Source organism: Rhizobium sp. 01T437, from assembly GCF_056398505.1.
The window spans coordinates 108437-134904 of the sequence record NZ_JBFTPM010000001.1 but is presented as its reverse complement, the minus strand read 5'-3'; the positions used below and the strand labels follow the sequence as shown (position 1 = coordinate 134904).

At 62.1% G+C, this 26468-nt stretch carries 33 protein-coding genes; 17 read left to right on the top strand and 16 right to left on the bottom strand.

The genetic code is table 11. The features are described from left to right. Nucleotides 1-8: 8 nt before the first annotated feature. Nucleotides 9-902, bottom strand: coding sequence for a LysR family transcriptional regulator (locus AC1DM5_RS00700; RefSeq protein WP_477821242.1), 894 nt, complete (start codon nucleotides 900-902; stop codon nucleotides 9-11). A gap of 108 nt (nucleotides 903-1010) precedes the next feature. Here AC1DM5_RS00700 and AC1DM5_RS00695 point away from each other — a divergent pair, with 108 nt between their 5' ends. From AC1DM5_RS00695 to AC1DM5_RS00680, 4 genes are all read left to right on the top strand, one after another. Continuing rightward, nucleotides 1011-1418 carry a (R)-mandelonitrile lyase gene (locus AC1DM5_RS00695; protein WP_477821241.1) on the top strand — a complete coding sequence of 136 codons (408 nt, stop codon included), beginning with the start codon at nucleotides 1011-1013 and terminating at the stop codon, nucleotides 1416-1418. After that, nucleotides 1418-2401: an aldo/keto reductase gene (locus AC1DM5_RS00690; RefSeq protein ID WP_477821240.1), complete on the top strand. Its 984-nt coding sequence runs from the start codon at nucleotides 1418-1420 to the stop codon at nucleotides 2399-2401. The genes AC1DM5_RS00695 and AC1DM5_RS00690 overlap by 1 nt, the downstream gene beginning before the upstream one ends. Nucleotides 2402-2738: 337 nt before the next feature. Then, nucleotides 2739-3479, top strand: a complete 741-nt coding sequence (locus AC1DM5_RS00685) for an SDR family oxidoreductase (RefSeq protein ID WP_477821239.1) — start codon at nucleotides 2739-2741, stop codon at nucleotides 3477-3479. 397 nt (nucleotides 3480-3876) lie between these two features. Then, on the top strand, nucleotides 3877-4512 hold the full coding sequence (locus tag AC1DM5_RS00680; RefSeq protein WP_477821238.1) for a DUF1062 domain-containing protein: 636 nt from the start codon (nucleotides 3877-3879) through the stop codon (nucleotides 4510-4512). A gap of 69 nt (nucleotides 4513-4581) precedes the next feature. On the opposite strand, the gene AC1DM5_RS00675 is transcribed toward AC1DM5_RS00680, so the two are convergent. Beyond that, on the bottom strand, nucleotides 4582-5142 hold the full coding sequence (locus tag AC1DM5_RS00675) for an NUDIX hydrolase (RefSeq protein WP_477821237.1): 561 nt from the start codon (nucleotides 5140-5142) through the stop codon (nucleotides 4582-4584). Nucleotides 5143-5334: 192 nt separating this feature from the next. On the opposite strand from AC1DM5_RS00675, the gene AC1DM5_RS00670 reads away from it, so the two are divergent. Further along, nucleotides 5335-6402 (top strand): DUF1254 domain-containing protein, encoded by a 1068-nt coding sequence (locus tag AC1DM5_RS00670; RefSeq protein ID WP_477821236.1) that lies wholly within the window; start codon nucleotides 5335-5337, stop codon nucleotides 6400-6402. A 48-nt stretch (nucleotides 6403-6450) separates the two neighbouring features. Here the strand turns inward: AC1DM5_RS00670 and AC1DM5_RS00665 are convergent, their stop codons facing one another. From AC1DM5_RS00665 to AC1DM5_RS00655, 3 genes are all read right to left on the bottom strand, one after another. Next, nucleotides 6451-7293, bottom strand: a complete 843-nt coding sequence (locus tag AC1DM5_RS00665) for an isocitrate lyase/PEP mutase family protein (RefSeq protein ID WP_477974447.1) — start codon at nucleotides 7291-7293, stop codon at nucleotides 6451-6453. Between the two features lie 107 nt (nucleotides 7294-7400). Beyond that, nucleotides 7401-8162 (bottom strand): ABC transporter permease, encoded by a 762-nt coding sequence (locus AC1DM5_RS00660; protein WP_477822146.1) that lies wholly within the window; start codon nucleotides 8160-8162, stop codon nucleotides 7401-7403. Next, complete coding sequence (locus AC1DM5_RS00655; RefSeq protein WP_477822147.1) at nucleotides 8159-9085, bottom strand: ABC transporter ATP-binding protein; 927 nt, start codon at nucleotides 9083-9085, stop codon at nucleotides 8159-8161. Before AC1DM5_RS00655 ends, AC1DM5_RS00660 begins: the two co-directional genes overlap by 4 nt. 569 nt (nucleotides 9086-9654) lie before the next feature. Between AC1DM5_RS00655 and AC1DM5_RS00650 the strand changes: the two genes are divergently transcribed. The 10 genes from AC1DM5_RS00650 (at nucleotide 9655) to AC1DM5_RS00605 (ending at nucleotide 16874) form a co-directional block, all read left to right on the top strand. Next, nucleotides 9655-10599 carry a helix-turn-helix domain-containing protein gene (locus tag AC1DM5_RS00650; RefSeq protein ID WP_477822148.1) on the top strand — a complete coding sequence of 315 codons (945 nt, stop codon included), beginning with the start codon at nucleotides 9655-9657 and terminating at the stop codon, nucleotides 10597-10599. A 175-nt stretch (nucleotides 10600-10774) separates the two neighbouring features. Then, nucleotides 10775-12181 carry a DUF5939 domain-containing protein gene (locus AC1DM5_RS00645; protein WP_477822149.1) on the top strand — a complete coding sequence of 469 codons (1407 nt, stop codon included), beginning with the start codon at nucleotides 10775-10777 and terminating at the stop codon, nucleotides 12179-12181. Between the two features lie 109 nt (nucleotides 12182-12290). Next, nucleotides 12291-12614 (top strand): putative quinol monooxygenase, encoded by a 324-nt coding sequence (locus tag AC1DM5_RS00640; protein ID WP_477822150.1) that lies wholly within the window; start codon nucleotides 12291-12293, stop codon nucleotides 12612-12614. Between the two features lie 137 nt (nucleotides 12615-12751). Continuing rightward, a complete protein-coding gene (locus tag AC1DM5_RS00635) occupies nucleotides 12752-13084 on the top strand; it encodes a BufA1 family periplasmic bufferin-type metallophore (RefSeq protein ID WP_113321559.1) in 333 nt (110 codons plus the stop codon). Between the two features lie 157 nt (nucleotides 13085-13241). Continuing rightward, on the top strand, nucleotides 13242-14129 hold the full coding sequence (gene bufB, locus AC1DM5_RS00630; RefSeq protein ID WP_477822151.1) for an MNIO family bufferin maturase: 888 nt from the start codon (nucleotides 13242-13244) through the stop codon (nucleotides 14127-14129). Nucleotides 14130-14139: 10 nt separating this feature from the next. Further along, complete coding sequence (locus tag AC1DM5_RS00625) at nucleotides 14140-14298, top strand: hypothetical protein (RefSeq protein WP_477822152.1); 159 nt, start codon at nucleotides 14140-14142, stop codon at nucleotides 14296-14298. Then, complete coding sequence (locus AC1DM5_RS00620) at nucleotides 14298-15095, top strand: HvfC/BufC N-terminal domain-containing protein (protein WP_477822153.1); 798 nt, start codon at nucleotides 14298-14300, stop codon at nucleotides 15093-15095. Before AC1DM5_RS00625 ends, AC1DM5_RS00620 begins: the two co-directional genes overlap by 1 nt. Then, nucleotides 15092-15595 (top strand): DoxX family protein, encoded by a 504-nt coding sequence (locus AC1DM5_RS00615; RefSeq protein WP_477822154.1) that lies wholly within the window; start codon nucleotides 15092-15094, stop codon nucleotides 15593-15595. Before AC1DM5_RS00620 ends, AC1DM5_RS00615 begins: the two co-directional genes overlap by 4 nt. Then, nucleotides 15592-16212: a sigma-70 family RNA polymerase sigma factor gene (locus tag AC1DM5_RS00610; protein WP_477822155.1), complete on the top strand. Its 621-nt coding sequence runs from the start codon at nucleotides 15592-15594 to the stop codon at nucleotides 16210-16212. The genes AC1DM5_RS00615 and AC1DM5_RS00610 overlap by 4 nt, the downstream gene beginning before the upstream one ends. Continuing rightward, nucleotides 16212-16874 (top strand): NrsF family protein, encoded by a 663-nt coding sequence (locus tag AC1DM5_RS00605; protein WP_477822156.1) that lies wholly within the window; start codon nucleotides 16212-16214, stop codon nucleotides 16872-16874. The genes AC1DM5_RS00610 and AC1DM5_RS00605 overlap by 1 nt, the downstream gene beginning before the upstream one ends. A gap of 30 nt (nucleotides 16875-16904) precedes the next feature. Here AC1DM5_RS00605 and AC1DM5_RS00600 read toward each other — a convergent pair whose 3' ends face one another. The 9 genes from AC1DM5_RS00600 to AC1DM5_RS00560 all read right to left on the bottom strand — a co-directional run bounded on the left by AC1DM5_RS00600 (nucleotide 16905) and on the right by AC1DM5_RS00560 (nucleotide 23267). Beyond that, nucleotides 16905-17387, bottom strand: coding sequence for an N-acetyltransferase family protein (locus AC1DM5_RS00600; protein WP_477822157.1), 483 nt, complete (start codon nucleotides 17385-17387; stop codon nucleotides 16905-16907). A gap of 93 nt (nucleotides 17388-17480) precedes the next feature. Continuing rightward, nucleotides 17481-17771 carry a hypothetical protein gene (locus AC1DM5_RS00595; protein ID WP_477822158.1) on the bottom strand — a complete coding sequence of 97 codons (291 nt, stop codon included), beginning with the start codon at nucleotides 17769-17771 and terminating at the stop codon, nucleotides 17481-17483. An 11-nt stretch (nucleotides 17772-17782) separates the two neighbouring features. Next, a complete protein-coding gene (locus AC1DM5_RS00590) occupies nucleotides 17783-18019 on the bottom strand; it encodes a hypothetical protein (protein WP_477822159.1) in 237 nt (78 codons plus the stop codon). Between the two features lie 206 nt (nucleotides 18020-18225). Beyond that, the gene (locus AC1DM5_RS00585) at nucleotides 18226-18591 is read right to left on the bottom strand and encodes a cytochrome C oxidase subunit IV family protein (RefSeq protein WP_007816440.1); all 366 of its coding nucleotides are present in this window, start codon (nucleotides 18589-18591) and stop codon (nucleotides 18226-18228) included. 7 nt (nucleotides 18592-18598) lie between these two features. Then, nucleotides 18599-19318 carry a heme-copper oxidase subunit III family protein gene (locus AC1DM5_RS00580; protein ID WP_477974445.1) on the bottom strand — a complete coding sequence of 240 codons (720 nt, stop codon included), beginning with the start codon at nucleotides 19316-19318 and terminating at the stop codon, nucleotides 18599-18601. Nucleotides 19319-19329: 11 nt separating this feature from the next. Beyond that, nucleotides 19330-20043, bottom strand: coding sequence for a cytochrome c oxidase subunit 3 (locus tag AC1DM5_RS00575; RefSeq protein ID WP_477822161.1), 714 nt, complete (start codon nucleotides 20041-20043; stop codon nucleotides 19330-19332). Further along, nucleotides 20040-21809, bottom strand: a complete 1770-nt coding sequence (gene ctaD / locus AC1DM5_RS00570) for a cytochrome c oxidase subunit I (protein ID WP_477822162.1) — start codon at nucleotides 21807-21809, stop codon at nucleotides 20040-20042. The genes AC1DM5_RS00575 and ctaD overlap by 4 nt, the downstream gene beginning before the upstream one ends. An 86-nt stretch (nucleotides 21810-21895) precedes the next feature. Continuing rightward, nucleotides 21896-22714, bottom strand: coding sequence for a cytochrome c oxidase subunit II (locus tag AC1DM5_RS00565; protein ID WP_477974443.1), 819 nt, complete (start codon nucleotides 22712-22714; stop codon nucleotides 21896-21898). 163 nt (nucleotides 22715-22877) lie between these two features. Beyond that, the gene (locus AC1DM5_RS00560; protein WP_477822164.1) at nucleotides 22878-23267 is read right to left on the bottom strand and encodes a c-type cytochrome; all 390 of its coding nucleotides are present in this window, start codon (nucleotides 23265-23267) and stop codon (nucleotides 22878-22880) included. A 329-nt stretch (nucleotides 23268-23596) separates the two neighbouring features. Between AC1DM5_RS00560 and AC1DM5_RS00555 the strand changes: the two genes are divergently transcribed. After that, complete coding sequence (locus AC1DM5_RS00555) at nucleotides 23597-23950, top strand: VOC family protein (RefSeq protein ID WP_477822220.1); 354 nt, start codon at nucleotides 23597-23599, stop codon at nucleotides 23948-23950. Between the two features lie 30 nt (nucleotides 23951-23980). On the opposite strand, the gene AC1DM5_RS00550 is transcribed toward AC1DM5_RS00555, so the two are convergent. Then, nucleotides 23981-24562, bottom strand: a complete 582-nt coding sequence (locus AC1DM5_RS00550; RefSeq protein ID WP_477822165.1) for a DEAD/DEAH box helicase family protein — start codon at nucleotides 24560-24562, stop codon at nucleotides 23981-23983. Here AC1DM5_RS00550 and AC1DM5_RS00545 point away from each other — a divergent pair. Next, nucleotides 24561-24797 (top strand): hypothetical protein, encoded by a 237-nt coding sequence (locus AC1DM5_RS00545; protein ID WP_477822166.1) that lies wholly within the window; start codon nucleotides 24561-24563, stop codon nucleotides 24795-24797. The genes AC1DM5_RS00550 and AC1DM5_RS00545 overlap by 2 nt on opposite strands. 57 nt (nucleotides 24798-24854) lie before the next feature. Here AC1DM5_RS00545 and AC1DM5_RS00540 read toward each other — a convergent pair whose 3' ends face one another. Beyond that, nucleotides 24855-26213 (bottom strand): extensin-like domain-containing protein, encoded by a 1359-nt coding sequence (locus AC1DM5_RS00540; protein WP_477822167.1) that lies wholly within the window; start codon nucleotides 26211-26213, stop codon nucleotides 24855-24857. Nucleotides 26214-26468: the final 255 nt, after the last annotated feature.

The following is a 26468-nucleotide window of genomic DNA, read 5'->3' as shown; positions in this document are numbered from 1 at the left end:
GTTACCACTCAGCCGCGATAGCGCAGCGCATCCACTACCACGGCGAAGGCCGGCGTCGGTTGGCGCCGGCTGGGATAGTAAAGGTGGAAGCCTGAAAAGGGCGGGCACCAGTCTGCAAGCACGCGCGTCAGCCGGCCCGCCCCAACATCGTCGCGGATGCGGTCTTCCAGCACAAAGGCGAGACCCGCGCCCGCAATCGCCGCCTTCACGGCCAGCGCGCCGGTATTGACCGCGAGCTGGCCCTCCACCCGCACGCGCAGCTCCCGGCCACCCTGCTCGAATTCCCACGCATAGAAACCGCCCGCCGTCGGCAGCCGCAGATTGATGCAATTGTGCTCCGTCAGGTCATGCGGTGTGTGCGGGCGATCTCGCCCCTCGAAATAGCCGGGGGAACCGACGACGGCCATCCTGACATCCGGGCCGATGCGCGCGGCCACCATGTCCTTCGCAACCTGTTCGCCAAGCCGCACGCCGGCATCGAGCCGTTCGGCGACGATATCGGTCAGGCCGTTATCGACGAGGATTTCGATGGCGATATCGGGATATTGCGGCAGCAGCCTCTCAACGGCCGGCAGGAGGATCAGCTCGGCCGCCTGTTCGCCCGCCGAAATGCGCACTGTGCCCGAGGGCTTTTCGCGCAGCGCCGATAGTTGCGCGAGCTCCGCGTTGATCTCTTCCAGCCGCGGCCCGACCGACTGGATCAGCCGCTCGCCGGCATCCGTCGGCGAAACCTTGCGCGTGGTGCGCGTGAGCAGTCGCAGGCCCATCCGCTCTTCGAGGCCGCGCACCGTCTGGCTGAGTGCGGATTGCGACACCCCAAGCATGGCGGCAGCCCGAGTAAAACTTCCCTCGCGCGCGACGGTCAGGAAGGCGGCAATATCGTCAAGGTTGGTCCGGCTCATTCATAAGATGCCTTAATAGGTTCATGCGGAATTTAGCGTCTAATCGCGGAACTGCGTAGCCGCTAAATGATGATCGGCAGAAATTATCCGCAGACGAGGATGCTCAACATGCAGATCAAGCGAAGCGGTTTCGCACCATCCATAAAGGGTCCGGAGGCCTATTTCACCGGAACCGTGCGTCTCGACTCCCGTTTCGACAGCGATGATCCCGACCGCGTCGGCGGCGCCACGGTGACTTTCGAGCCGGGCGCGCGCACCGCCTGGCACACCCATCCGCTCGGCCAGACGCTCATCGTCGTCTCCGGCCTCGGCTGGGCGCAGCGCGAAGGCGGCCCGATCGAAGAAATCCGGCCGGGCGACATCGTCTGGTTCGCACCCGGCGAAAAACACTGGCACGGCGCCACGGCAAGCACGGCCATGAGCCACATCGCCATCGCTGAAAAGCTCAACGGCAGTCCCGTCGACTGGATGGAGAAGGTCACGGACGAACAATATCACCTGATGGAGACACGATAATGCAGAAGCGCAAACTCGGAACGCATGGCCCGGAAGTCTCGGCCCTCGGCCTCGGCTGCATGGGGTTGAGCTATGGCTACGGCCCGGCAACGGAAAAACAGGCAGCCATCACCCTCATCCGCACCGCCTTCGACCGCGGCGTGACCTTCTTCGATACGGCGGAGGCCTATGCCCAGGGCGCCAATGAGGAACTGCTCGGCGAAGCCCTCGAACCCTTCCGCGGAGAGGTGGTGATCGCCACCAAATTCGGCTTTCGCGACGGTGATGTCAGCAGGGGCCAGGACAGCCGCCCCGAACGCATCCGTGAGGTAGCCGATGCGGCGCTGAAACGCCTGCGCACGGATTGTATCGATCTCTTCTACCAGCATCGCGTCGATACCGAAGTGCCGATGGAGGATGTCGCGGGCGCGGTGAAGGACCTGATCGCCGCGGGCAAGGTCAAGCATTTCGGCATGTCCGAGGCGGGCGCCGGCTCGATCCGTCGGGCGCATGCGGTCCAGCCCGTCGCGGCCCTGCAGAGCGAATATTCCCTTTGGTGGCGCGAGCCCGAAAAGGAGATCCTGCCGCTGCTCGAAGAACTCGGCATCGGCTTCGTGCCCTTCAGCCCGCTCGGCAAGGGGTTCCTGACAGGCGCGATCACCGAGAACACCAGTTTCGACAAGACGGATTTCCGTAACGTCGTGCCGCGCTTTTCTGAGGAAAACCGTAAGGCCAATCAAGGCCTCGTCGCGGTGCTGAGCGGGATCGCCGCGAGCAAACAGGCCACCGCGGCGCAGATCGCCCTCGCCTGGCTGCTCGCCCAGAAACCGTGGATCGCACCCATCCCCGGAACCACCAAGCTGCATCGGCTGGAGGAGAATATCGGGGGCGCGGCAATCGAACTCACGGCGCAGGATCTGCAGGATATCGAAGCGGCGTTGGCGGATGTCACCGTACAGGGAGATCGCTACCCGGCTCATTTGCAGGCGCGTGTTGGGCGGTAAACGGAAGGCACCGAGAGGACTTGTCATGGCTGACAATATCAGGTCGGATAGCTGGCAAGGTTGAGCCCGTGGCCCCCTCATCCGACCCTTCGGGCCACCTTCTCCCCGATGGGGAGAAGGGTTGCGCAGCGACGTCCAGCCACCCCTCAAAGCGTCCTAATTCGTTGCAGACAGCGCCACGAGCTCCCCCTTCTACCCTGCGGGGAGAAGGTGCCCGAAGGGCGGATGAGGGGCCACGGGCGCCAGCAGCAGCACACAGCGATTTTCTGTGAAAACAACGAGATAGAGCATTGCCGTTATCAAAACAGGCCGACGATGCTCTGCAAAAGGAATGACTATGACTGACAATATCAAGGGAAAAACCGTCGTCATCACCGGCGCCAGCAGCGGCCTCGGCGAAGCGACTGCCCGCCATCTCGCAAGCGCCGGCGCCAAGGTCGTGCTGGGTGCCCGGCGGCTCGACAGGCTGCAGGCGCTCTCGAATGAACTCGGCCTGCCCGAAGGCTCCGCCGTCGAGACCGACGTGACGGATGCCGACCAGGTCAAGCACCTCGTGGATCAGGCTGTCCGCCTGCATGGTCGCATCGACGTCATCGTCAACAATGCCGGCCTCATGCCGCACTCGCCCTTGGAGCGCGGCAAGATCGACGATTGGGACCGGATGATCGACGTGAACCTCAAAGGCGTGCTCTACGGCATTGCCGCCGCCCTTCCCCATATGAAGGAACAGAAGAGCGGCCATATCATCAACGTCTCCTCGGTCGCCGGCCACAAGGTCCGCCCCGGCAGCGCCGTTTACGCGGCGACCAAGACAGCCGTCCGCGTCATCTCGGAGGGCCTGCGCCAAGAGGTGAAGCCCTACAATATCCGCACGACGATCGTCTCGCCCGGTGCTGTGGAGTCCGAACTGCCGCAGAGCATTACTGAGGCCGATGTCGCGGCCGGCATTGCCGATTTCTACGAACGCTATGCCATCCCGGCCGAGAGCTTCGCAAGGGTCGTCGCCTTCGCGATCGCCCAGCCTGATGATGTCGATATCAACGAGATCCTGTTCCGGCCGACGGCGCAGGAACTCTGACGGGAACAAGCTGGCAGACGAAGCAACCTTCAGCACAAAGTTGCATAAATGCCGCAATGCCGCAGCCGATATCATCAGGCCGCGGCGTTGCTCTCCCCTTTGCGCCGATCATTTGCTATCCGTATCCGCGAAGAGCGTAGGCGCATCGAGGTAGACTTTGCCTAAGTAAGTACCGGTCTCAATCCAGTTTCACCCCTATCGCCGGATAGCCGCGGGCTATCGGCGGTTGAACACGTTCATCGGGTGGCGGCAAGAGACCGGTTTGGCATTGTTCCGAACGCCAGTGCAGCTCCGCTGTCTCTGCTCTTCACCCACCCGAAAGCATCGCCACGCCGCGCCCTCATGGGTTTTCTCACGCGCCATCTTGGTGGACTTCCGAACGGAAGACCAAGATACTATGTGCTGTGCACTTCGGGTCCGATGGACCATTACCCCGAAAACCGCCCCCCAGCCTTGGATTGCCTGTGGCGGATGCGGCGGATTGAGAGCCTTTCAATCGAGCGACAAGATCCGGTTGAACGCCAATGGCCGCAAGCTGGATGCCTGGCTGATCTATAAATGTTTGGTCTGCGACAAGACCTGGAACCGGCCGCTCTTCGAGCGCAGGAATGTCCGCGAGATCGATCCGGCAACGCTCGACGCACTCCAGTCCAACGATGTCAAATGGATCCGCGCCGAAAGCTTCAACCTCGACGCACTGAAACGCAAGTCGCAGCGCGTCGACGAATTCCCTGAATTCGAGATCGCCAAGGAGGTGCTGCGCGAGGCCGCCGGCTGGACGCGGCTGGAGATCGAATTGGCGGTGCCATTACCTGCGGGTACACGACTCGACCGTCTGCTGGCGTCCGAACTGGAGCTTTCGCGCACGCGGCTCCAGACGCTGCATGAGAAAGGTCTGCTCCGGACGAACTCGGATCCCGCCGACATCCTGCGGCGGCGTATCAGGACCGGTATCGAAGTGGTGATCGATCTTGCGACCGTCGCGGATCGCGAGCTCTCCTGGGGACCCCTGGCGACCGGCAGTCCCCTATAGCCTGTAACGCGAAGGCCCGTATACCGGGCCTTCGTGATTTCAAAGTGCATTCCGCGCAACTGACGGCCGTCAGTGCGATGCCGGCGAGGTGGCGAGCGACACCGCCGCCTCATGCACCGGCCGCCGTCCGGCAATCCGCCGTGGTTTCAGCCGGTCCTGCGATGTCAGGGGATTATCCGCATCGATCGCCTGGAAGAGCGCCTGCAATTCCGGCTCCTCGACGAGTAGCGCTGCTTCCGCCGGAGAAATCCAGATCTTCTGCCTCTCGGCATATTCGCGAAAATGCGCGGCCTCGCTCTCCAGCCGCAGCAGATGAACAGAAACCGTCAGCGGCGTCTCGTGATCCTTCAGATAGGTGTAAAAGCCGAGCGGCTTCTTCCTGACCCTGCCGATGATACCAGCCTCTTCGAAAGCCTCGCGCTGGGCGCATCGATAGGGCCTTTCCTTTCTTCCGAGAGTGCCCTTCGGGATCACCCATCGTCCGGTATCGCGGCTGGTGATGAGCAGCACGCTCAGCCTTCCGCCTCTCTCGACGCGGCAACAAATAGCGCCGCACTGGTCGATCTCGCGGCGGCCTGTCTTTGCCGGGGTTTCCTCATTCAATTCAGATAAATGCCTGGATAAATGCATGGTCCGCTCATTGTCCCCTTCTCCTTGCATGGAGAATAGAGCGCAACATCAGATCGAAAATAGTGACCCCTAAAATTGGGGTGTCGGACGCGGTCCTCCTCCAGTCATTTACGGCGGGGTTTACGGTAACGTACTTCCGCAGGCTCGGCGTTCAGCCCATCTTTCCCAAGCTCATCGAAACGGGGAAGAGCCATGAGACGATCCACTTTCGCGCCTGTCGCCTGCATCGGGCGCATTGCAAGTCACGCCGCCATCATCACTCTTGCACTCGCGCTCGCATCACAGGCCGGGGCGCAGACGGCCAAGCCGGTCACCGTCGACAATTTCGCCCGCGCCGAATCCGATCTCTATTTCGGCAACGCAGTGAAGGACAGCGGCGGCAAGACTGGCACCTTCAACCATCATCGCGAGCCGATGGACATCGATCATCAGTCCGTGATCCGGGCCAACCGCGACACGCTCTATTCCTCCGCCATCATCGACCTCGATGCCGGGCCGGTCACCATCACGCTGCCGGACGCCGGCAAACGCTTCCGGTCGATGGAGGTCATCAACGAAGACCATTACGTGGTCGGCGACATCAAATATGACGCCGGCAGCTATACCTATGATCGGCAAACGGTCGGCACGCGCTACATCCTCGTCGGCATCAGGACGCTCGTCGATCCCAACGACCCCGATGATATCAAGCAGGTCCATAATCTCCAGAATGCTCTCACCATCAGCCAGGCAAATGCGGGAAAGTTCGAGGTGCCGGACTGGGACAAGGCGAGCCAGAAGAAGATCCGTGACGCACTGATCGTGCTGGGCACGACCATTCCGGATTTCAAGGGCGCCTTCGGGGCGAAAGATCAGGTCGACCCGATCCGCCACCTGATCGGCAGCGCCGTCGGCTGGGGCGGAAATCCCGAGAAGGACGCGATCTACCTGAACGAGACGCCGCCGAAGAACGATGGCAAGACGGTCTACCGGCTCTCCGTCAAGGATGTTCCCGTCGACGGCTTCTGGTCGGTCAGCGTCTACAACGCCGATGGCTATTACGAGAAGAACAAACTCAATGCCTATACGCTGAACAATATCACCGCGGACAAGGATGCCGACGGCGCAGTCAAGGTGCAGTTCGGCGGCTGCGACGGCAAGATCGCCAATTGCTTGCCCGTAATGAAGGGCTGGAATTACACCGTCCGCCTCTACCGCCCGCGCCAGCCGATCCTCGACGGAAGCTGGACATTTCCGGAGCCGCAGCCGGTGGGGAAGTGAGAAGCGAGGCGCGGGATGCATCGAACCCGCTCCCACCGGCTTCCGGCCTTACTGCCGGTCGCGCCGTTTCTCTTGCGACATGAGCTGGCTGAGTGTGGCCGCCGGGATCGCATCGGCGGCGTAGGTGAAAGTGCCCGATGATTTCACCTCCTCGGCCGCCCGCAGCAATGCACCAAGTGCCGCGCGCGCAAAGGACCCGCCGACACTCACCCGGCGCACGCCTGCCGCCGAGAGTTCGGCAACGCTATAGCGCGGCCCCTTCAGGCCCATCACCACATTGACGGGCTTGTCGACTGCGGCGCAGACGGTTCGGATGGCGTCGATATCAGGCAGACCGGGCGCATAGAGCACATCGGCGCCGGCTGCCGAGAAAGCCCGCAGCCGCTTGATCGTGTCATCGAGATCCGGCCGCTCCCAGAGAAAATTCTCCGCCCTCGCCGTCAGCAGGAAAGGCTGTTTCCGCGCCGCCTCCGCCGCGGCCTGCACGCGCTCGACAGCCTGCGAGAGATCATAGATCGGCCTCGCCGGATCGCCGGTGGCATCCTCGATCGATCCGCCGACGAGCCCGACCGCGGAGGCGAGCCGGATCGTTTCGGCGCAGATCTCGGGCGCCGCACCAAACCCGTCCTCGAGATCGGCCGATACGGGAAGATCGGTTGCCCCGACGATCTCGCCGGCATTGTCGAGGATCTCACCGCGCGTCAGGCCCGCAAAGGAATCCCGCTTGCCCTTGGAAAAGGCATAACCGGCGCTGGTCGTCGCCAAGGCCTCGAAACCAAGGCTCGCCAGAATCCGGGCCGAGCCGGCATCCCATGGGTTCGGAATGACGAACGCTTCACCCCGTTGATGCAATGCCTTCAGTCGCTCAAACTTCGCCTGTTGCTCCGCCACGACTCTTCTCCTCCACAAATGACAGTGAGGCCAGACTAGCAGTCGCGAACAAAATGTGAACGATCTTGTGCCGCCTAAGCGGATTTTGCCGTGGCTGCGGCCACCCGTCAGTTGCGCAGCCGATACCCCGTCCTGAAGATCCACCCGAGCGTGCTCAGGCAAATCACCAGAAACAGCGAGATCATGCCGAGGCTGACCAGCGGATTGACATCGGCGATGCCGTAGAAGCTCCAACGGAAGCCACTGACGAGGTAGAGCACCGGATTGAAATGGCTGACCGCCTGCCAGAAGGGCGGCAGCATGTTGATCGAGTAGAAGCTGCCGCCGAGGAAGGTCAGCGGCGGAACGACGAGCATGGGGATGAGGTTCAGCTGCTCGAAATTCGTCGCCCAGATGCCGATCATGAAGCCGAACAGGCTGAAGCTGATCGCGGTCAAAAGGAAGAACAGCACCATCATGAAGGGATGCTCGATCCGGACATCGACGAAGATATTGGCCGTCACCAGGATGATGACGCCGATGAGCAGCCCCTTGGTGGCCGCCGCCCCCACATAGCCGATCAGGATTTCCGTCATGGCGACGGGGGCCGAGAGGATCTCGTAGATCGTGCCGGTGAATTTCGGGAAATAGATGCCGAAAGAGCCGTTGCCGATGCACTGGCCGAGCAGCGTCAGCATGATGAGGCCGGGCGTGATGAAGGCGCCGTAGGAAACGCCCTCCACCTGCTGGATGCGCGAGCCCACGGCCGCCCCGAAGACGATGAAATAGAGCGAGGTGGAAATGACGGGCGAAATGACGCTCTGCAGCAGCGTGCGCCGGGTGCGCGCCATCTCGAAGTAATAGATCGACTTGATCGCTTCGAAGTTCATCTTGCGCCTCCTACCAGCGATACGAAGATATCTTCGAGCGAGCTCTGCCGCGTCGAGAGATCCCGGAAATGGATGTTGTTTTCGCCAAGCCGCGTCAGAAGCGATGCCACGCTTTCGTGCTCGTTGCGCGTATCGAATTCATAGACCAGCCGGTTGCCCTCGGCCTCGACCGACAGGCCGTTGCCGGTAAAGCAGTCCGGAAGCTTCTCCAGCGGTTCGTTGAGTTCGAGGATGAGCTGCTTACGGCCGAGCTTGGCCATCAGCGCCTGCTTGTCTTCAACGAGCAGCAATTCGCCCCCATTGATGACGCCGACGCGGTCGGCGATCTCTTCGGCTTCTTCGATGTAGTGCGTCGTCAGAATGATGGTCACACCGGAGGCCCGCAGCCGCTCGACGACATGCCACATGTCCTTGCGCAGCGTCACGTCCACGCCCGCCGTCGGCTCGTCGAGGAAGAGGATCGAGGGTTCGTGCGACAGTGCCTTGGCGATCAGCACGCGCCGCTTCATGCCGCCGGAGAGCTGGCGCAGCGTATTGTCCTTCTTGTCCCAGAGCGACAGGTCGCGCAGCACCTTTTCGATATGGGCGGGGTTGGCCTTCTTGCCGTGCAGCCCGCGCGAAAAGCTCACCGTATTCCACACCGTCTCGAACTGGTCGGTGGTCAACTCCTGCGGCACCAGCCCGATCAGCGTGCGCGTGGCGCGGAAATCCTTGACCACATCATGCCCGTCGACGATGACCGCGCCGCCGCTTGGATTGGCGATGCCGCAGATGATAGAGATCAGCGTCGTCTTGCCCGCCCCGTTCGGTCCGAGCAGCGCCAGGATTTCGCCGCGTTCGATTTCGAGGTTGATGCCCTTCAGCGCCTGGAAGCCATTTGCATAGGTCTTGGTGAGATTTTGGATGGAAATGATCGGTGCCATGGGGCTCTTTGCGGATGTCAGGTCGAATTCGCCCGCTATATAGCCCCTTTGTGAAGCTTTGACATCCGCACGGGCCTGAACACTGAATTCACACGATCCGGCTATCAGCCACCAATGTCAGGCTAGGACGTCCATCCACAGGACAGATCGGGCCTATGAAAAGAAAATCACCGCCCGGTTTGCGATGTCATCAATCGGTGATGTTCCTCCCTCATAAACACACCCGAGGACAGCACCGGTCTCCGCCCGCCGCCCACCCCTTTGCGGAGCCGCCCTCATGGCGATCTCGTTACGCCTTCTCTGCTGACCTCGGCATTGTAGTGAAATTTATTGTCAGTCACGAAATGCAAGGAACCGGCCCAGTATCCCCTGTTCAGCCGCGTTCGTCTAAGCCGGCCCTGTGCCGGCTTTCTTTTTTGTCCGGCAGACGAAACCGATACAACGAAACAAGGTCTCCAGCGTGCAGTACCCTGCCCGCCAGCAGCCTCATTTCAATCACCGGAACACTTCAACCCGCCGCCAAAAACCTCTATCCTGACTCCAGCACAACCTGGATTGGCCGAACCGTCATGAACGAGCCGCACCCAATTTCGCCGTCAGGACAAAAGCTCGTCTCCATCGAGGAGATCGTCGATATCAAGCCGCGACGGCCGCTGGCGACGACGCGGGATCGGGGATGGAGCGGAGTGACGGTCGATCTTTATCGGCCGCGGCTCGATTGTTCGCAGACCTATCCGGCCCTCGATCATCATCTGATTTCCTATTGCCCCTCCGGCCGCGCCCGGCTGATCCAGCGGCGCGACGGGGTCGTCCACGAGGGCACGATTTCGGCCGGCATGTCGCTTTTGATGCCGGCGGGCTGCGTATCGACCTGGGAGGGCCGCACGCCAACATCGGCGCGGCTTCGCGTTCCGGCCCGGCTGGTGGCGGCGGCCGGCGAAGAGCTTGGGTCGCACGCGGCGGCTAGCATCGAGATCAGGAATATATTCGAAACCCGCGACAGGCTGATCGAGCATATGGCGCTCGTGCTGCTGGCCGAACTGGAGCAGCAGGCCCATCCCGCCCAGGCGCTGATCGTCGACCAGGTCTCCGCTGCCCTCGCTGCGCATCTCCTGAGGGCCTATAACGCCTTTGGCATTGCGGAGCGCCGCACGCTGCCCGGCCTCGGCAAGGCCGAGATCGAGCGCATCACCAACTATATCGAGGACAATCTCGACCGGATGATCGGGCTTGGGGAACTGGCGGCCCTCGTCAATGTCAGCCGCTTTCATTTCGCCCGGCTTTTCAAGCAGAGCACCGGCGCAAGCCCGATCAATTTCGTCGAACAGCGCCGGATCGAGCGCGCCCGGATGCTGATTGCCGAAACCGATACGTCGCTGGCGGAAGTGGCCCTTGCGACCGGCTATTCGGACCAGAGCCATTTCACCCGGCGTTTCCACCGCCTGACGGGTGGCACGCCCGCCGCTTTTGCGCGCGAACACGGACGTCGGCTGCGGCGGCGCCCGCCGAATTAGGGCTCGGCTTTGCTCGAAGCAAGCGGCCGCCTGCACGGGTCGATCAGCTGTTTCGCTTCGGCGCGCAAAAGGTTACTTTAAGGCGAAAAAATAAACGGCTCGCCTGCCTGCCGTTGCCGCCCTATTCTTGCTCCTTTCGGCCCTGTTTTTCGGGCCCTATCTGATGGGATGAGCGATGCCCGATATAGCCAACCGCGTCATGGCCGTGCGCCAGCATGTCGACGAAACCGTTGCCGTCGCGATGGCGCATCTGATCGAAGACGCGCCGGATTTTGGCCTCAACCGCGTCAATCCGCTGGCCTTTGCGCGGGCCAACGGGCTCGGCGAACAGGAGAGCATCGCCGCCTTCCTGCACGCCACCCAGCTCGGCCTTTTCGAACTCTCCTGGAACATCGTCTGCCAAAGCTGCGGCGGCGTGCTCTATCAGGCGGAGTCGCTGCAGGGCATCGACCAGCACCACTATAATTGTTCCTTCTGTGCGCTCGATTGCGAACCGACGCTGGACGAAACCGTGGAGATCACCTTCACGGTCGACCCGCGCATCCGCCACATCGCCGCCCACGATCCCGACAGCCTGCCGCTCTGGGATTATACGCGCCAGATTTTCTGGTCCTCTGGCAGCGATCTGCCCGAGCATCTTGCGCCCATCGTCGGCGAGGTCGTTCTCGACGCGTTCGAGATTGCGCCGGGTGCGCGCATGGGCCGCCAGGTTCAGATGAGCGAGGGTGTGGCGATCCTCTTCGATCCTGTGACGCACAGCTCGCGCTTCCTGGAGGTGACCGGCGAACCGGCCGAAGGCCAGCGCCTGTCGATCGAGATCGATGACGCACATCAGGCCGGCGAAACGCTGCGGGTGGCGCCCGGCCCTCTGACGCTCGATCTGGAAAACCGGACGAACCGCAGGATAATACCGATCCTCTGGATCGCCGGCGAGGCGCTGGAGGCGATCCTTACGCGGCGCGTGCCTGTCCTGACCGCCAAGCGGCTGCTCACCCACCAGACCTTCCGGGATATCTACCGCACCAATGTTCTCGATATCAATCAGCGCTTCAGGATCACCAGCCTGACCTTCCTGTTCACCGACCTGAAGGGATCGACCGAACTCTACGAGCGGATCGGCGACCTTGCGGCCTTCGATCTGGTGCGTTCGCATTTCCAGCTCATGCATCAGGTTGTTTCCGCCCATGGCGGCGCGGTGGTCAAGACGATCGGCGATGCGATCATGGCAACCTTTCCGAGCCCGGCGCAGGGCGTGGCGGCCGCGCTCGACATCCGCAAGGTGATCGATGAACTCAACCGGCGCGACAGCCGCGACGACCTGTTCCTGAAGGTCGGCCTGCATAGCGGCCCCTGCCTTGCCGTGCTGATGAACGAACGGCAGGATTATTTCGGCCAGACGGTCAATGTCGCCTCGCGCCTGCAGACGATCGCCACCCCGGACATGATCTTTGCAACGACACCGGTGGTCGAGGACGAGGAGGCGCGTGCGCTGCTTGCCGCGCGCGGCCGCAGCCTGCACGGCACCACGGCCTTCCTGCGGGGGCTCAGCGGCGAAATACCGGTCTACGGGATTCCCACCTGAACTGAACGTCCGGCGGTAGCAAGGCGGTACCAAGAACCGCAACACCCTTCAATACTGGCCCGGATTTTTCACCTTAATGGCTCGGACAGACCATTGAGGGGAATTTGCGATGAACGAACTTGCCGCTGTCATTCCGTTCCGCGCCAGGACCGGAAGCGGAGAGGATGTCGCGCGCCTGAGTGCGGCCGCGCTGCCGCACGTCGAAAGCGAGGCCGGCACAACGACCTGGCTCGTGCTGCGCTCCGAGGCCGATCCCGACCTGATCTTCCTCATCGATCTCTTCACCGACCGCGAAAGCCGCAATGCGCATATGAGCGGCGAAGCGGCAAAGCCGATCTTTGGGAGTGTTCCGCCGCTGCTCGCCGAGCCGCCCTCCATCCATCCCGCAACGCTCGTTGCGCGCAAACCCGCGCCCGGCAGAGGCAGGATGTGAGCGACCTGCGCCGAACAAAAGAGGCAGCAGGAGCAGGTAACCTTTCGACTGCTGCAGCGAACTTCAAGACAGGCGGATCGCACCGCCCCAGGCGACTGAACAGTCTTCTGGCCATCATCGAAAACCGGAGAATATCAATGTCCAATCGCATGTTGTCCACGCTTGTCGTCGGAGCCTTCGCCAGCGCCATCGGTGCCCTCACGGCCCTGCCGGCCGGCGCGGAGGAATTCACCGACGCGCAGAAGAAGATCCAGGCGGAACACACGGCCCAGGTGAAATCTGGCAAGGTCGAGCCCTGCTTCGGCACGGCGCTGAAGGGCCAGAACGATTGCTATGCCGGCGCCGGCACGACCTGCGCAGGCACGAGCACTGTCGATTACCAGGGTAATGCCTTCAAGCTCGTTCCGAAGGGCACCTGCACCACCATGTCCACACCGAAGGGCGCCGGCAGCCTCACTCCCAAGGCCTGATCCGGCACCGATCCGGGAGGCTTGCTCCGGGCAGAACCGGATGACCGCCCGCCGGAAGACTGCCCCCGAGGACCGACATCCTCCGAAGACTTGCCTCCCGAAAAGACCGGCCCGCTCCTGCGCGGGCCGGTCCCACCCGACCGATGCCAGGTGCCCCATGCAAAATCCAGACATTGCCCTACCTGATCAAGACATGCCGGCCCGCGCCGGTGTCGGCCTCAAGGCGGAGCATTACAGCCACATCATCGAGACCCTGCCCGATATCGGCTTCTTCGAGGTGCATGCGGAAAATTACATGGGCGAAGGCGGCCCGCCGCATCGTTATCTCGCCGCCGTGCGCGAATATTATCCGCTGTCGCTGCATGGTGTCGGCCTGTCGATCGGCGCCGACCGGCCGCTCGACAGGCAGCATCTTTCCCGGCTGAAGGCGCTGAACGAGCGCTACCGGCCCGCCCTCTTTTCCGAACATCTCGCCTGGTCGTCGCATGATGCCGGTTTCTTCAACGATCTCCTGCCGCTGCCATACACGGACGAGACGCTGTCTCGCGTCGCCGATCACGTAGACGAGGTGCAGCAGGCGCTCGGCCGGCAGATGCTGCTCGAAAACCCCTCGACCTATCTGGCCTTTGCCGAAAGCACCTGGTCGGAGATCGACTTCATCGCCGAGATCGTGCAGCGCACCGGCTGCGGCCTGCTGCTCGATGTCAACAATGTCTACGTCGCCTCCACCAACCAGCGCTGGGACGCCGTCGCCTATATCGATGCCTATCCGCTGGATCATGTCCGCGAAATCCATCTGGCCGGCCACGCGCGCGAAGCTGACGAGGAAGACCGGCCGCTGCTCATCGACACGCATGATCGCCCGGTCGATGCCATCGTCTGGGATCTCTACGCCCATGCGCTCTCCCGTATCGGACCGGTGGCGACGCTGATCGAATGGGATGCCGATCTTCCGGAATGGCCTGTTCTGGCCGAGGAGGCGTCGCGCGCCGAAAGGCTGATGCGCGAGGCGGCCTTGCACCATCCACGCGCGGCCGCCGAATGAGGAGCCCCAGATGACCGGCCACAGAGTTGCCATCTACTATGCCTGGGATCGCTCGCAGGAAATTGCCGCCTCGATGGGCAGCGACGCCACGCTCTGGAGCTCGACCGCCGGCGGTCTCGATAGTCTGCGCCGGTTCTGGCGCAATGTCGTCACATGGGGGATCGGCTGATGCCGGCGACACCTTCGACCGCCAAACGCCAGCATGATTTTGCCATAGCCCTTCTGGACCCCGCGCGGCCCCTGCCCGAAGGTCTGGTCGGGCCGGATGGCCGGCCCAGCCTGAAGCGCTTCAACGTCTATCGCAACAACGTCATCGCGGGCTTGGCGGCGACGTTGAAGGATGCGTTTCCGGCCGTGGCACGCATCGTCGGCGACGAGTTCTTCCACGTTATGGGGCGGATCTATGTCGCGCTCGATCCGCCCACTTCCCCGATCATGCTCGATTATGGCCGGGGCTTTGCCGATTTCATCGAGACTTTCGAACCGGCGGCAAACCTTCCCTATCTCGCCGACGTGGCGCGCATCGAGCGGGCCTGGGTGGAGGCCTATCATTCCGCCGAGGCAGAGCCGATTGAGGCCAGGGCCTTTACCGCGATCAAGGCCGATGACCAGCCGCATCTGCGGGTGCAGCTGCATCCGTCACTGCGCATCGTGCGCTCGCCCTTCCCGGCGCTGACGATCTGGCAGATGAACGTTGCGGACGGGCAGCCGGTCGAAGTGGATATATCCGCCGGCGGCGAAGACATATTGCTGCTGCGCCCCGGCGCAGATGTCGAAGCGCGCGCGCTGCCGCCGGGCGCGGCCGCCTTCATCATCGCACTCGGCAAGGGACGGACGATGATCGACGCGATGAAACACGCGCTGGAAGACAGTCCCCGTTTCGACCTGCCTGCCTGCCTTTCCGGCCTCATGACGGCGCGCGCCTTCATCGCTTTCGCAATCGCATCCGGGAGCAGCAGCAAATGACGGACAGCCGCTTTACGCTTGCCACACTTTATCTGCGGCTTCTCAAGATCATCAGCCTGATCGGCCTCGCCGTCGCCTCACCGGTCGTGCGTGTCGCGCTTGCGCTGCCCTTCCTGCGCTCGGGGTTCACGCGCTGGGACGGCTTCCTGCAGCTCTCGATCGGCACGCAATTCCTGTTCGAAGAGCAGTTCAAGCTGCATATATTCGGCAATCTCTACGGTTTCCCCGTCCCCGATACGGTCGCCTTCCTCGTCGGCTGTGCGGAGATCGTGCTGCCGGTCCTGCTGCTGGCGGGCTTTGCCACGCGCCTTGTCGGCCTTGCGCTGCTGATCATGACCGGCGTCATCCAACTGGTCTTTCCCGACGGCTGGGTGAATTTTCACCTCTATTGGGCTGCCCTTGCGCTCGCCGTCATGGCGCTCGGCCCCGGCTCGCTGTCGCTCGACCATCTCATGTCACGGCTGATTGCCCGCCCGCGGAAAAGGAGCGCGCCCGCATGAGCGAGGAGCGCGGCGACCGACTGAAACTCGTCTCCTCCCGGCCGGCTGGCTCCGACATCAGGAGCGCACGCCATCGCGAACTCGATTGGACGATCCTCATGGCCCGCGCCCAGGGTGGCGATGCCGCCGCCTATATGCGCCTGCTGCAGGAGATCACGCCCTATCTGCGCTCGCTGGCCGTGCGCTATCACCGCGACCCGAGAGACGTGGAGGATACGGTTCAGGATATCTTGCTGACCATTCATTCGATCCGCGAAACCTACGACCCGACCCGGCCCTTCGGCCCCTGGCTCGTCGGCATTGCAAACCGGCGCGCCTTCGACCGGCTGCGCCGGCAGGGACGCCAGCGCGCCCATGAATTTCCGCTGTCGAGCGAACATGACGCGGTTGCAACCGGTAGCGATATCGAGGAAGCTGCCAACCGGATTCATCTCGAGGGCGCGATCAGCGACCTGCCGCCGGCGCAACAGCAGGCGATCAACATGCTGAAACTGAAGGAAATGTCGCTGAAGGAGGCTGCCAGGGAGAGCGGGATGTCCGTCACGTCGCTGAAGGTAGCCACCCACAGGGCGCTGAAAAGCCTTCGCAAGATCCTTCTCGATCATGGTGAGCTGTGATGGAGACCGCCGATCTCATCCGGTCTCTCGCGGACAATGTTAAACCCGTCAGGCGGCTGCGGCCGCCGCTCCTGCGCGCCGCCCTCTGGCTGGCGCTCGCCTTCGCGCTGATGGGCATCCTGACGATGATCCACGGCCTGCGCCCGCAATTTGCCGAACGCATGGCCGATCCCGTGTTCCTGACGGGCATGCTGTCTTCGCTTGCAACCGGCATTCTCGCGGCAATCGCCACATTCATGATGAGCCTACCCGACAAATCCCGTCTGTGGATGCTGTTTCCGCTTCCCACGCTCATCATCTGGATGGCCAATATCGGCTATCAGTGCTTTGCCGGCTGGGTGGCGCTGCCGCCGGCCGCCGTCACCGTCGAGGCCGCCACGAGCTGCCTGGTGACGCTTATCGTCACCAGCATACCGCTCTCGCTACTGATGCTGATCATGCTGCGCTACGTCGCCTTCCTGCGGCCAGTCTCAGTTGCTCTCATCGGCAGCCTCGCCGTCTCGGGCATCACCTCCTCGGCGCTCTCGATGTTTCATCCGCTGGACGCGACCGTCATGGTGCTCGGCTGGAACCTCGGCACGGCAGTGCTCTTCGTAGTGATCGCCGCGATCATTGGGCGCAATGCGTCGCGGCGCGGCAGGCAGACGCTTCCACGATTTTGATGTCGTCGCTGTAAAAAAGGGCTCCCGCCCTCAAAGATCCCTGTACATGACAAGCGCGTCGACGAACCCAAGTGTGGGATGGCGAAACGCACCCGGAAGCCGGCCGACCACCTGAAAATCGAGCGACTGCCACAGCCGCACTGCCCGCTCGTTGGAACTGACGACGAAATTGAACTGCATGGCCCGGAAGCCGCGCTGGCGCGCATGGGCAAGCGAGTGCTGGTGCATGATGCGCGCCACACCCTGGCCAGCGGCCTCCGGCGCGGTCATATAGCCGCAATTACAGACATGATTGCCGCCGCCTGCCTGATTGGCCTTGATATAATAGGTGCCGATAATACTGCCGCCGTCATCGGCGACGAATGTTTCCTTGTCGGAACCGAGCCAGTAGCCGAGCGCATCGGCCTCGCTCATGTCGCGGTCGAGCGTATAGGTTTCACCCGCCCGGATGACAGGTTCCAGGATCGTCCAGATGGCGCTGCGGTCTTCCGCTCTGGCAGGTCGGATCAGCATGATCGAATGTTGGCATGAGCAGATGGCGCTCTGCAACTGCGGCATGGTGCCTGGAAGGGTGCGGCGGAACAAGAAGACGTGAAGGCACTTGCTTCAGTCGTTGACGCTTTCGAGGATCTCGTCGAGAAGCCGCTCGGCATAGCGCATCGTTTCGAACTGTTCTTCCGGCGACAGCTTGTGCGCAACGCATTCCGCTCGGATAGCGGTCCTCAGCTTCGCCAGCAGGGCAGCCTGTTCATAGGGCGTGAAGGCGCTGTCGCGAACGGTGATCTTCGCGATCGTCTCCAGAATGGCGATCCTTCCCTCCACCTGCCTTGCCGAGCCGACATAGGATGGCCGATGCGGTCGCAGGTTCCGGCGCGGGAATGTTACGACATTGCTCATAGGCCCGCCCCTCACAGGGCCGGTGTCTTGAAATCGGAGCCTGACAGCATGGTGTGCAGCTTGTATTCGCTGTCAGCACCCTGCCGGTAAAGGTCGATTGTTATACGAGCGAGTTCGCGCGCCTCTGCGCAGTCGCGTGACCAGCCGCGCTCCGCGCAAAGCTTGTCGAAAGCCTTCTGCACGATCGCTAGCTCCACAGCACCAATCCAGCGGTCCGCAGGCCCATCCGCTCCGATCTTCGGTTGCATGATCTCCTCCTGATCGCTCCATAAAGATGCTGCCAAACGCACAGAGAGGCAGAGAGTTCCACACAAAATACAGGACGCAAAAATTTTCCTGGGAGCCTGTCTTTATGCCCCGGTTCAGGGCCTGCAAGCGACCCTGCAGTCGCCTTTAAGGGAAAACAAATGCATTTCACCATTGCTGTCAGGACGGCAGTTCGGACCCGCGTCTTCTACGGCCCGGCGCCAAAAAAGGCGAGCCGGGTGAAGATCGTATAGTCCGCTTCCGATACCATGAGTGCCACGAAAACCAGCACCAGCAGCGGCGGCAGCAGGATGGCGTAGACCAGCGCCAGCCGTTCCCAGGCCATGTGCATGAAGACGGCGACGATGAGCCCAGCCTTCAGCATCATGAACAGCAGGATCAGCGTCCACCTCAGATAGCCCTGGATGCCGAGATAATCGACCATGTAGGAACCGGCGCTGAGCACGAAGAGCAGGCCCCAAACGAGGAGATAGAGCCGGATCGGATGCTGCTGTCCGGTATGTGCTTGTGCATGCATCGTTTGGGTTTGCGCATGCGCCGTTGTCTCGCTCATGACGACCTCACCACAGGTAAAAGAACGCGAAGATGAAGACCCAGACCAGGTCGACGAAGTGCCAGTAGAGGCCCATGATTTCGACGGCCTCGTAGCGGCCCTTCCGGCTTGTGAAGAAGCCGCGCCGTTCCACATCGAAATCGCCACGCCAGACCTTGCGGGCAATAATCAGGAGGAAGATGACGCCGATGGCGACATGCGTGCCGTGAAAGCCGGTGATCATGAAGAAGGTCGATCCGAACTGGGCTRCCCCCCATGGGTTTTCCCAGGGGCGCACGCCTTCGGTGATCAGCTTCGTCCATTCGAAGGCCTGCATGCCGACGAAACATGCGCCGAGAAGTGCGGTCAGCAGCATCAGCGCCGCCGTCCTGCCGCGTTCGCGGCGATAGCCGAAATTGACCGCCATCGCCATGGTGCCGCTGCTCGAGATCAGCACGAAGGTCATGATCGCGATCAGGATCAGCGGCACGTCCTGGCCGCCGATATGCAGCGCAAAGACCTCGCTCGGATTGGGCCAGGGGACCGGCGTCGACATGCGGGCGGTCATGTAGGCGATCAGGAAACAGCCGAAAACGAAGGTGTCGCTCAGCAGAAAGATCCACATCATCGCCTTGCCCCAGGAGGCGGTCTTGAAGGCGCGCTGATCCGAGCTGAAATCGGCCGCGACACCACGAAGACCCGCCGGCCTGAGGCCGGGCTCGCCATGTGTCTGGACAGGATGTGCCATCTGCAAATCTCCTAGTTCAGTAATGTGCGGCAGAGATCGACGAAATCATTCGCCCAGCCGGCAAAAAGTGCGAAGAGCAGGAGCCAGACGGCGAGCATGAAATGCGAATAGATGGCCGAGAGATCGACGCTGAGCCGCAGCCTCTCCGGCTGAACGTCGGCTGAAAATGCCCTGACCGTCGTGTGCGCGAGCACGGCAAGCCCGCCCAGAATATGCAGGCCGTGCAGGCCGGTGAGCATGTAGAAGAAGCTGTTGGCGGGATTGTCGGCAAGCACATAGCCGGCTGCCGTAAGCTCCCGCCATGCCTGGATCTGCCCGACGAGAAAGAAGACCGCAAGCGCAAGCCCTGTCACAAGCGCCGGCCGCAGGCTTTCCATGCGGCCATTCCGCGCTTCACGTTTGGCCCATTGCAGCGCGGCACTGCTCAAGGCGAGTGCTGCAGTGTTCACCCAGAGCAGGCGGGGAACCGGCATCCCCCACCAGTCGGCAGAGGCCATGCGCATGAAATAGGCGCTGACGGCAAGGCTGAAGATCGCGCCGACGACGCCGAGAAATACGAAGAGGCCGATCTTCACCGCCGGCACCGGCGGCCGGTCGACGCCATGACGATCCGGCAGTTGCACCGAGCCGGTTTCGAGCCACGGCTTCGAGGTTAGCCGCTGCCCGGCCAGCCACCAGATGATGATGGCGGCGATGGCGGCGAGAAAAAGCAGGATGACGTTCATGCGGGAACCTCGCGGGTGACGCCATCGCTTGCCGGCACATTCTGCGGGATGAAATCCTCGGCCGCACCCGGCACGCTATAGTCATAGGCCCAGCGGTAGACGACCGGCAGATCCTTGCCCCAGTTGCCATGCGCGGGCGGCGTCTGCGGTGTCTGCCATTCGAGCGTCGTTGCCCGCCATGGATTGCCGCCGGCCTCCCTGCCCCGGAAAAGGCTCCAGGCCAGATTGAACAGGAAGACCATCTGCCCGGCCCCGACGATCAGCGCCATGACGGTGATGAAGATATTCAGCGTATGGGCCGAAGGCGGAACGAAGGCCGTCTCTCCCATCTCGAAATACCGGCGCGGCACCCCGAGCAGGCCGAGATAATGCATCGGAAAGAAGATGGCATAGGTGCCGAGGAACGTGATCCAGAAGTGGATCTGGCCGAGCGTCTCGTTCAGCATGCGTCCCGTCACCTTCGGATACCAGTGATAGATCGCCCCGAAGATGACGAGGATCGGCGCGACCCCCATGACCATGTGGAAATGCGCGACGACGAACATCGTATCCGACAGCGGCACGTCGACGACGACGTTGCCGAGGAAGAGACCGGTGAGCCCGCCATTGACGAAGGTGACGATGAAGGCGAGCGCAAAGAGCATCGGCAGCGTCAGGTGGATGTCGCCGCGCCATAGCGTCAGCACCCAGTTGTAGACCTTGATCGCCGTGGGCACAGCGATGATCAGCGTCGTGGTCGCGAAGAAGAAGCCGAAGGCCGGGTTCATGCCGCTGACATACATATGGTGCGCCCAGACGACGAAACTCAGCGCGCCGATGATGACGATCGCCCACACCATCATGCGGTAGCCGAAGATGTTCTTGCGCGCATGCGTGCTGATCAGGTCCGAAACGATGCCGAAGGCCGGCAGCGCCACGATATAGACCTCAGGATGGCCGAAGAACCAGAACAGGTGCTGGAAGAGGATCGGGCTGCCGCCGCCATGCTGGAGCTGCGTGCCCATCTCGACGATGGCGGGCATGAAGAAGCTGGTGCCGAGCACGCGGTCGAACAGCATCATGACGCAGGCGACGAAGAGCGCGGGAAAGGCGAGCAGCGCCATCACGGTCGCAGTGAAGATGCCCCAGACGGTGAGCGGCATCCGCATCAGCGTCATGCCGCGCGCCCGTCCCTGCAGCACCGTCACCACATAGTTCAGGCCGCCCATGGTGAAGCCGATGATGAAGACGATCAGCGAGATGAGCATCAGGAGGATGCCCCAGTCCTTGCCGCCCGGCGTGCCTGACAGAACCGATTGCGGCGGATAAAGCGTCCAGCCGGCCCCTGTCGGGCCGCCGGGGGCGAAAAAGCCCGCGACCAGGATCAGCACCGCAAGCAGATAGATCCAGTAGCTCAGCATGTTCGCGTAGGGGAAGACCATGTCGCGCGCGCCGACCATCAGCGGAATGAGATAGTTGCCGAAACCGCCGAGGAAGAGCGCGGTCAGGAGATAGATCACCATGATCATGCCGTGCATGGTGATGAACTGGTAATAATGGTCAGCATCGATGAAGGAGAGAGCGCCGGGAAAGGCCAGCTGAATTCGCATCAGCCAGGAGAGCACCAGCGCCACCAGGCCGATCGAGATGGCGGTGATCGAATATTGCACGGCGATGATCTTCGCATCCTGGCTGAACACATATTTGGTCCACCAGCTGTGCGGATGATAAAGCTCGACATCCTCGACTTCGGCGGAGGGGATGCTGCCGGATGGAATCTCGACCATGATCTCTCTTCCCTTTCCTTCCCGATGCGGCCTCCGGCCGTCTTCCGCCGGTTACCGGCCGGCGGCCTCCGACCCTCTGCGCCGGTTTAGTTTGCCGGCGGCGGCTCTCCCGATGATGCCGTAAGCTGGGTGAATGTCTGCTGCTGATCGAGCCAGGTCTGATAGTCTGCGGCGTTGTCGACCACGACGGTCCCTCGCATTTGCGGATGGCCGACGCCGCAGAGCTCGGCACAGAGAATCTCGAAGGTTCCCGTCCGTGTCGGCGTCAGCCAGAAATAGGTGACCATGCCGGGGATCATGTCCATCTTGGCGCGGAATTCCGGCACGTAGAAATCGTGGAGCACGTCAACGGAGCGCAGCAATATGTGCACCGGCTTGCCGATCGGCAGGTGCAGCTCGCCGCCCTCGATGATGACGTCGTCGAGGCCGCTTGCGTCGTTCTTGTCGAGGCCGAGCGGATTTTCGGCGGTGACGTCGCGCGTCTCGGCACGGCCGAGCTTTCCGTCAGCGCCCGGCAGGCGGAAGCTCCACAGCCATTGCTGGCTGACGACCTCCACCGATGCGGCATCGGCGGGCACCGTGATGAACTGTTTCCACACGATGAGGCCGGGCGCCAGCATGGCGGCGACGCCGACCGCCGTTCCCGAGGCGAGCAAAACTTCCAGCCTGCGGTTCTCGGGCTCGTAATGCGCCCGGTTGCCCGGCTTGTGCCGGAAGCGGAACACGCAATAGGCCATGAAGGAAATCACCGCCACGAAGACGACGCCGGTGATCCAGAAGGTGATGACGAGCGTGCTGTCTATATAGCTCCAGTTGGACGCGATCGGCGTCCACCACCACGGGCTCAGCACATGAAACAGCACGGAGCCGACGACGATCAGGACGAGGATCAGCACGACAGCCATTTCCGCTCCTCCCTGAGCAGTCGACCGTGAAACCGTATTCCGCAAAAGTCCGTATTTATTATCGCACAGATAGAAAATATCGGCAATTACGGCGATTTAGGCAGGGGCCACATAGTCCGCGACCCTCCATCAGGAGTATTGCCGTCATCTGGAATCTTGCCCGTCATTTGGAATATTGCTTGAGATAGGCGATGAGATCGGTGATTTCCTGATCATCCTTCAGGCCGACGAAGGCCATTTTCGTGCCCTTCACCTTCACTCTCGGATTGTGCAGGTAATCGCGCAGCGTTGCCTCGTCCCAGACGAGCCCGCCATCGCCGGCCGCCTTCATCGAAGCCGAATAGGCGAAATCGGGATGCGTCCCGGCCTTCCTGCCGAGCACCCCGTTCAGCGACGGACCGACCTTGTTCGTATCGGAATCGACGATATGACAGGTCGCGCATTTCTTGAAAACAATGGCACCCGCATTGGCATCGCCCTCCTGCGCCCCTGACTTACCAGGGGAAAGGGCAAACACGGATGCAGCGATCAGCAGAACAAGACGGTAATCCACGGCAAACCTCATCCTCCTCAAGGTCGCCCAGCCACTCACACCCTCCGCTCACATTCGCGCGCCGATGGTGGTTGCTACGTCTCAAAGCTTAATCTTTCGCGGGAGCAAGTCAATTGCTCACAATTCGGGCTCGGCGACGGATGGGAAGGTCGAAACCATCAGGCTGAGTGACCCTACCTGCACACCGCGGCAATGGTTTCCGGCGCAAATATCTGGCCGGCCTGCGTCAGAGCAGGCAAAAGCAGTCTGTTCCGGCAGGACGACCCATGGCAAACTCCGGCGCGAGTGCCGGTGCAGGCGCATCGAACATGACGTCACTGGAGGCTGTCTTGCCACTGAACCGATTGGTGATTTACGCCGGCGATGTCGAGGAAACCGCCGCATTCTACGAGACACATTTCGGCTTCAAGCCCATGCGGCTGCCCGGCGACCGCATCGTCGAGCTGGTCGCGCAGGATGGCGGCGCCAATATCATGCTGCATCAGGCTGCCAAGGGGCAGCGCCGGGGCCAGTCCATTGTCAAGCTGGTCTTCGATGTCGAGAACGTCGAATCCTTCTGTGCCGAATGCGTCGGCAACGGCCTGACATTCGGGCCGATCCACAAGGCGGACGGCTATGTCTACGCCAATGCAAAGGACCCGTGTCAGAACTCGATCCAGGTTTCCAGCCGGGCCTTCCGGTGAGCACTTGCCGAAGCCTCGGGCTCCGCGCTTTCAGCCGCGCATCCGACTCAGGAGATCCTGCACGTGCCGATGAATGGCATCCGTACTCTCCTCTGCTGAGAGCGAGGTAACATCGAGATTGAGCGTATTCGCATGCTCGGGATCAAGCACCTGCAGCGTCCGGCTGCGCTCCCGCGAGGCTTCGGCATTGACCGATTTCAGCCGCTCACGCCGCTCTGGTATGGCAACCCGTCGCGCCAGCTCCTCCGCCTGGCAAAGCAATTGCACCGGCACCAGCAACGATCCCCGCTCATCGGCAGCATCGGCAATCTGCCGGAAGGTTCGCTGGCTACGCTCATCGCCCTGAATGCCGGCATGGGTGAAGATGAAATTGGCTGACGGAGCGCTGAAAGCGACGATCGTATCCAGCACCGCCTGCCGCACCCTGCCCGTCTGCTCCCAGATCGCCTCCGGCAGCGGCTGCGTCAGATCATGATCGAGAACGCCGAGCACCGGATTGTTGACCCAGTGGTTGTCAATGATCCTTGCCGAAATGAGCGGGCTCAGCCGCTTGGCGATGGTGAGCTTTCCGGTGCCCGGAAAGCCGATGAGCAGGAGGAAAAGTCCGGTCATGAGAGCGCAACTTCGGGAATATCACTTTAGCTATGCCGGCAATCTGACCGCCCGCGCCGCCGTCTGCAAGGGGCTTGCGAGAGCGCTTCAACTTCGAAGGGCTTATATCAGTCCAACCAGTCTCGATGTCGCGGGTGCCGGAGACGACCGCCACGACGAAGATGCCATAAGACATCGGGAAGCCGGCGGCCGGGCGCATCTCGAATACTGGATACCGGTCGAAGAGATAGATTGATTCAACGCCGCCATCGTCGGCATGATCAAGGCGACGCAGATCTTAGGTAATCTCTACCTATTTGCAGACGGCTCTTCCGCCCCTGCGCGACATGAGATCGAAGTGGAAATGGTTCCAGTGTTCGGGATTGTAGCCCGGGCCGAGCACCGTCGTGAAATAATTGCAGCTGTCGGTGCGCACGGCCTTCAGCAGGCGCCCTTCGCGGAAGGAGAACAGGCCCTTCTTGCGCACGTCGATCTCATGGCCGTCCTTCAGCACGAACTTGCCGACATCGATGGCGTTGCCCTTCGCATGTTCCGAAATCGGATTGTATCTCTGGCGGCTGTTGTTCATGCGCCGGCAGGAGTAGCCGCCGAGCGGCTCGATGGTCCTGATGCCGGTCCAGTAACGGAAGCGCGCAGACGGCGCGAGCTCGTTCTTCACCCATTTGGCGAAGGCGAGCGTGACCTGGCAATTCAGGATCACCGCCGGCTTGACGCCGATATTGCCGGAGAGGCCTTGGAGCGAAACCGGGTAAGGCACCTGGCAGGCCGGCCCGTTGGAGATCGGCGGGCGATCCTCGAAGATCACCCCCATGCGCTTCAACTCGCGCCGGCAGGAGAGCTCTGAAGCAGGCATGGCGCCGGGATCGATGGGGGCTGCCGGCTCGCTCATCATGGGATTGTTGGGCCGCAGCATGGCGACCTGCTCGGGCTCGTCTTCCTCGGGCACGCGCGTCGGCGCGAGAACCGGGCTGCCGTCGCTCCAGGTCCGGGCGCCACCGCCGGCAGCGCGCACCGGCTGACGGCTCATCTGGCTGGCCGCGACCGGCTGCGGCATGGTGCGTTGGTTCAACTGTCTGGGATTCTCCGTGCCGATACCGTCGACGACAGGTTCGGTGGCGTTGCCTTCGGCGATCTGCTGCTGTTGCTCTTGCGCCAGGCCGACGACCGGCTGATTGCCCGGCCCGGCGCCGAGCTCCTCATCCATGTTGACGCCGCCCTGGGGAATGGCGAGCGGCTTCACGCCGCCCCAGTTGCCATTGGATGCCTCTCGCTGCTGGCTCTGTTGGGCGAGCGCCTCGTCGCTGTCGATCATGGGCAAGCGTCGCTGCCCCTGCTGCGGTGCGGCCATGGGCGCCGGTTGCTGCGCCGGCGCACGCATCTGATGGCCCGATCCGGCAAGGTTCGGCGTATCGAGATAGTCGATCTGCCCCTGCGTATTGCCCACAGGCGAGCTGGCGACGGGATAGGGTTGCTGGCTCTGGACAGGCGCCATGCGAACGGCCCCGCCCCGCGCGGGCGAAATGGAGCTGACGCGCGTGCTGCTATCGACATTTTCAGGCGGCACCAGCCCATCGCTGATCGAACAGGTCGTCAACGCCGTGGAAAGCAGAATTGGCAGGGCGGTACGCCGGAGAAGGGAAAGAAACGCCATACTTATCGCTTCCGCATGCGGCCTGTGATCGGAAAACCTCGATTCAAATTTAATTAAAAACGGTGAATGAAAGCTTTACGTGTGGAGAATGGGAGACCGAAGGCGTTTGCTCTCGTTAGAGAGGTATCTGGGAACCGAAAGGAATCCCAGAAACATATCCGGCGTCGCAAACCTCGCCTTCCGGGCGGCCGCGTCTCCTTCCTCCCCTCATCTCTATGCCCTCGCGCACAAGGGCACAGGAATGAGGAAGCTGCG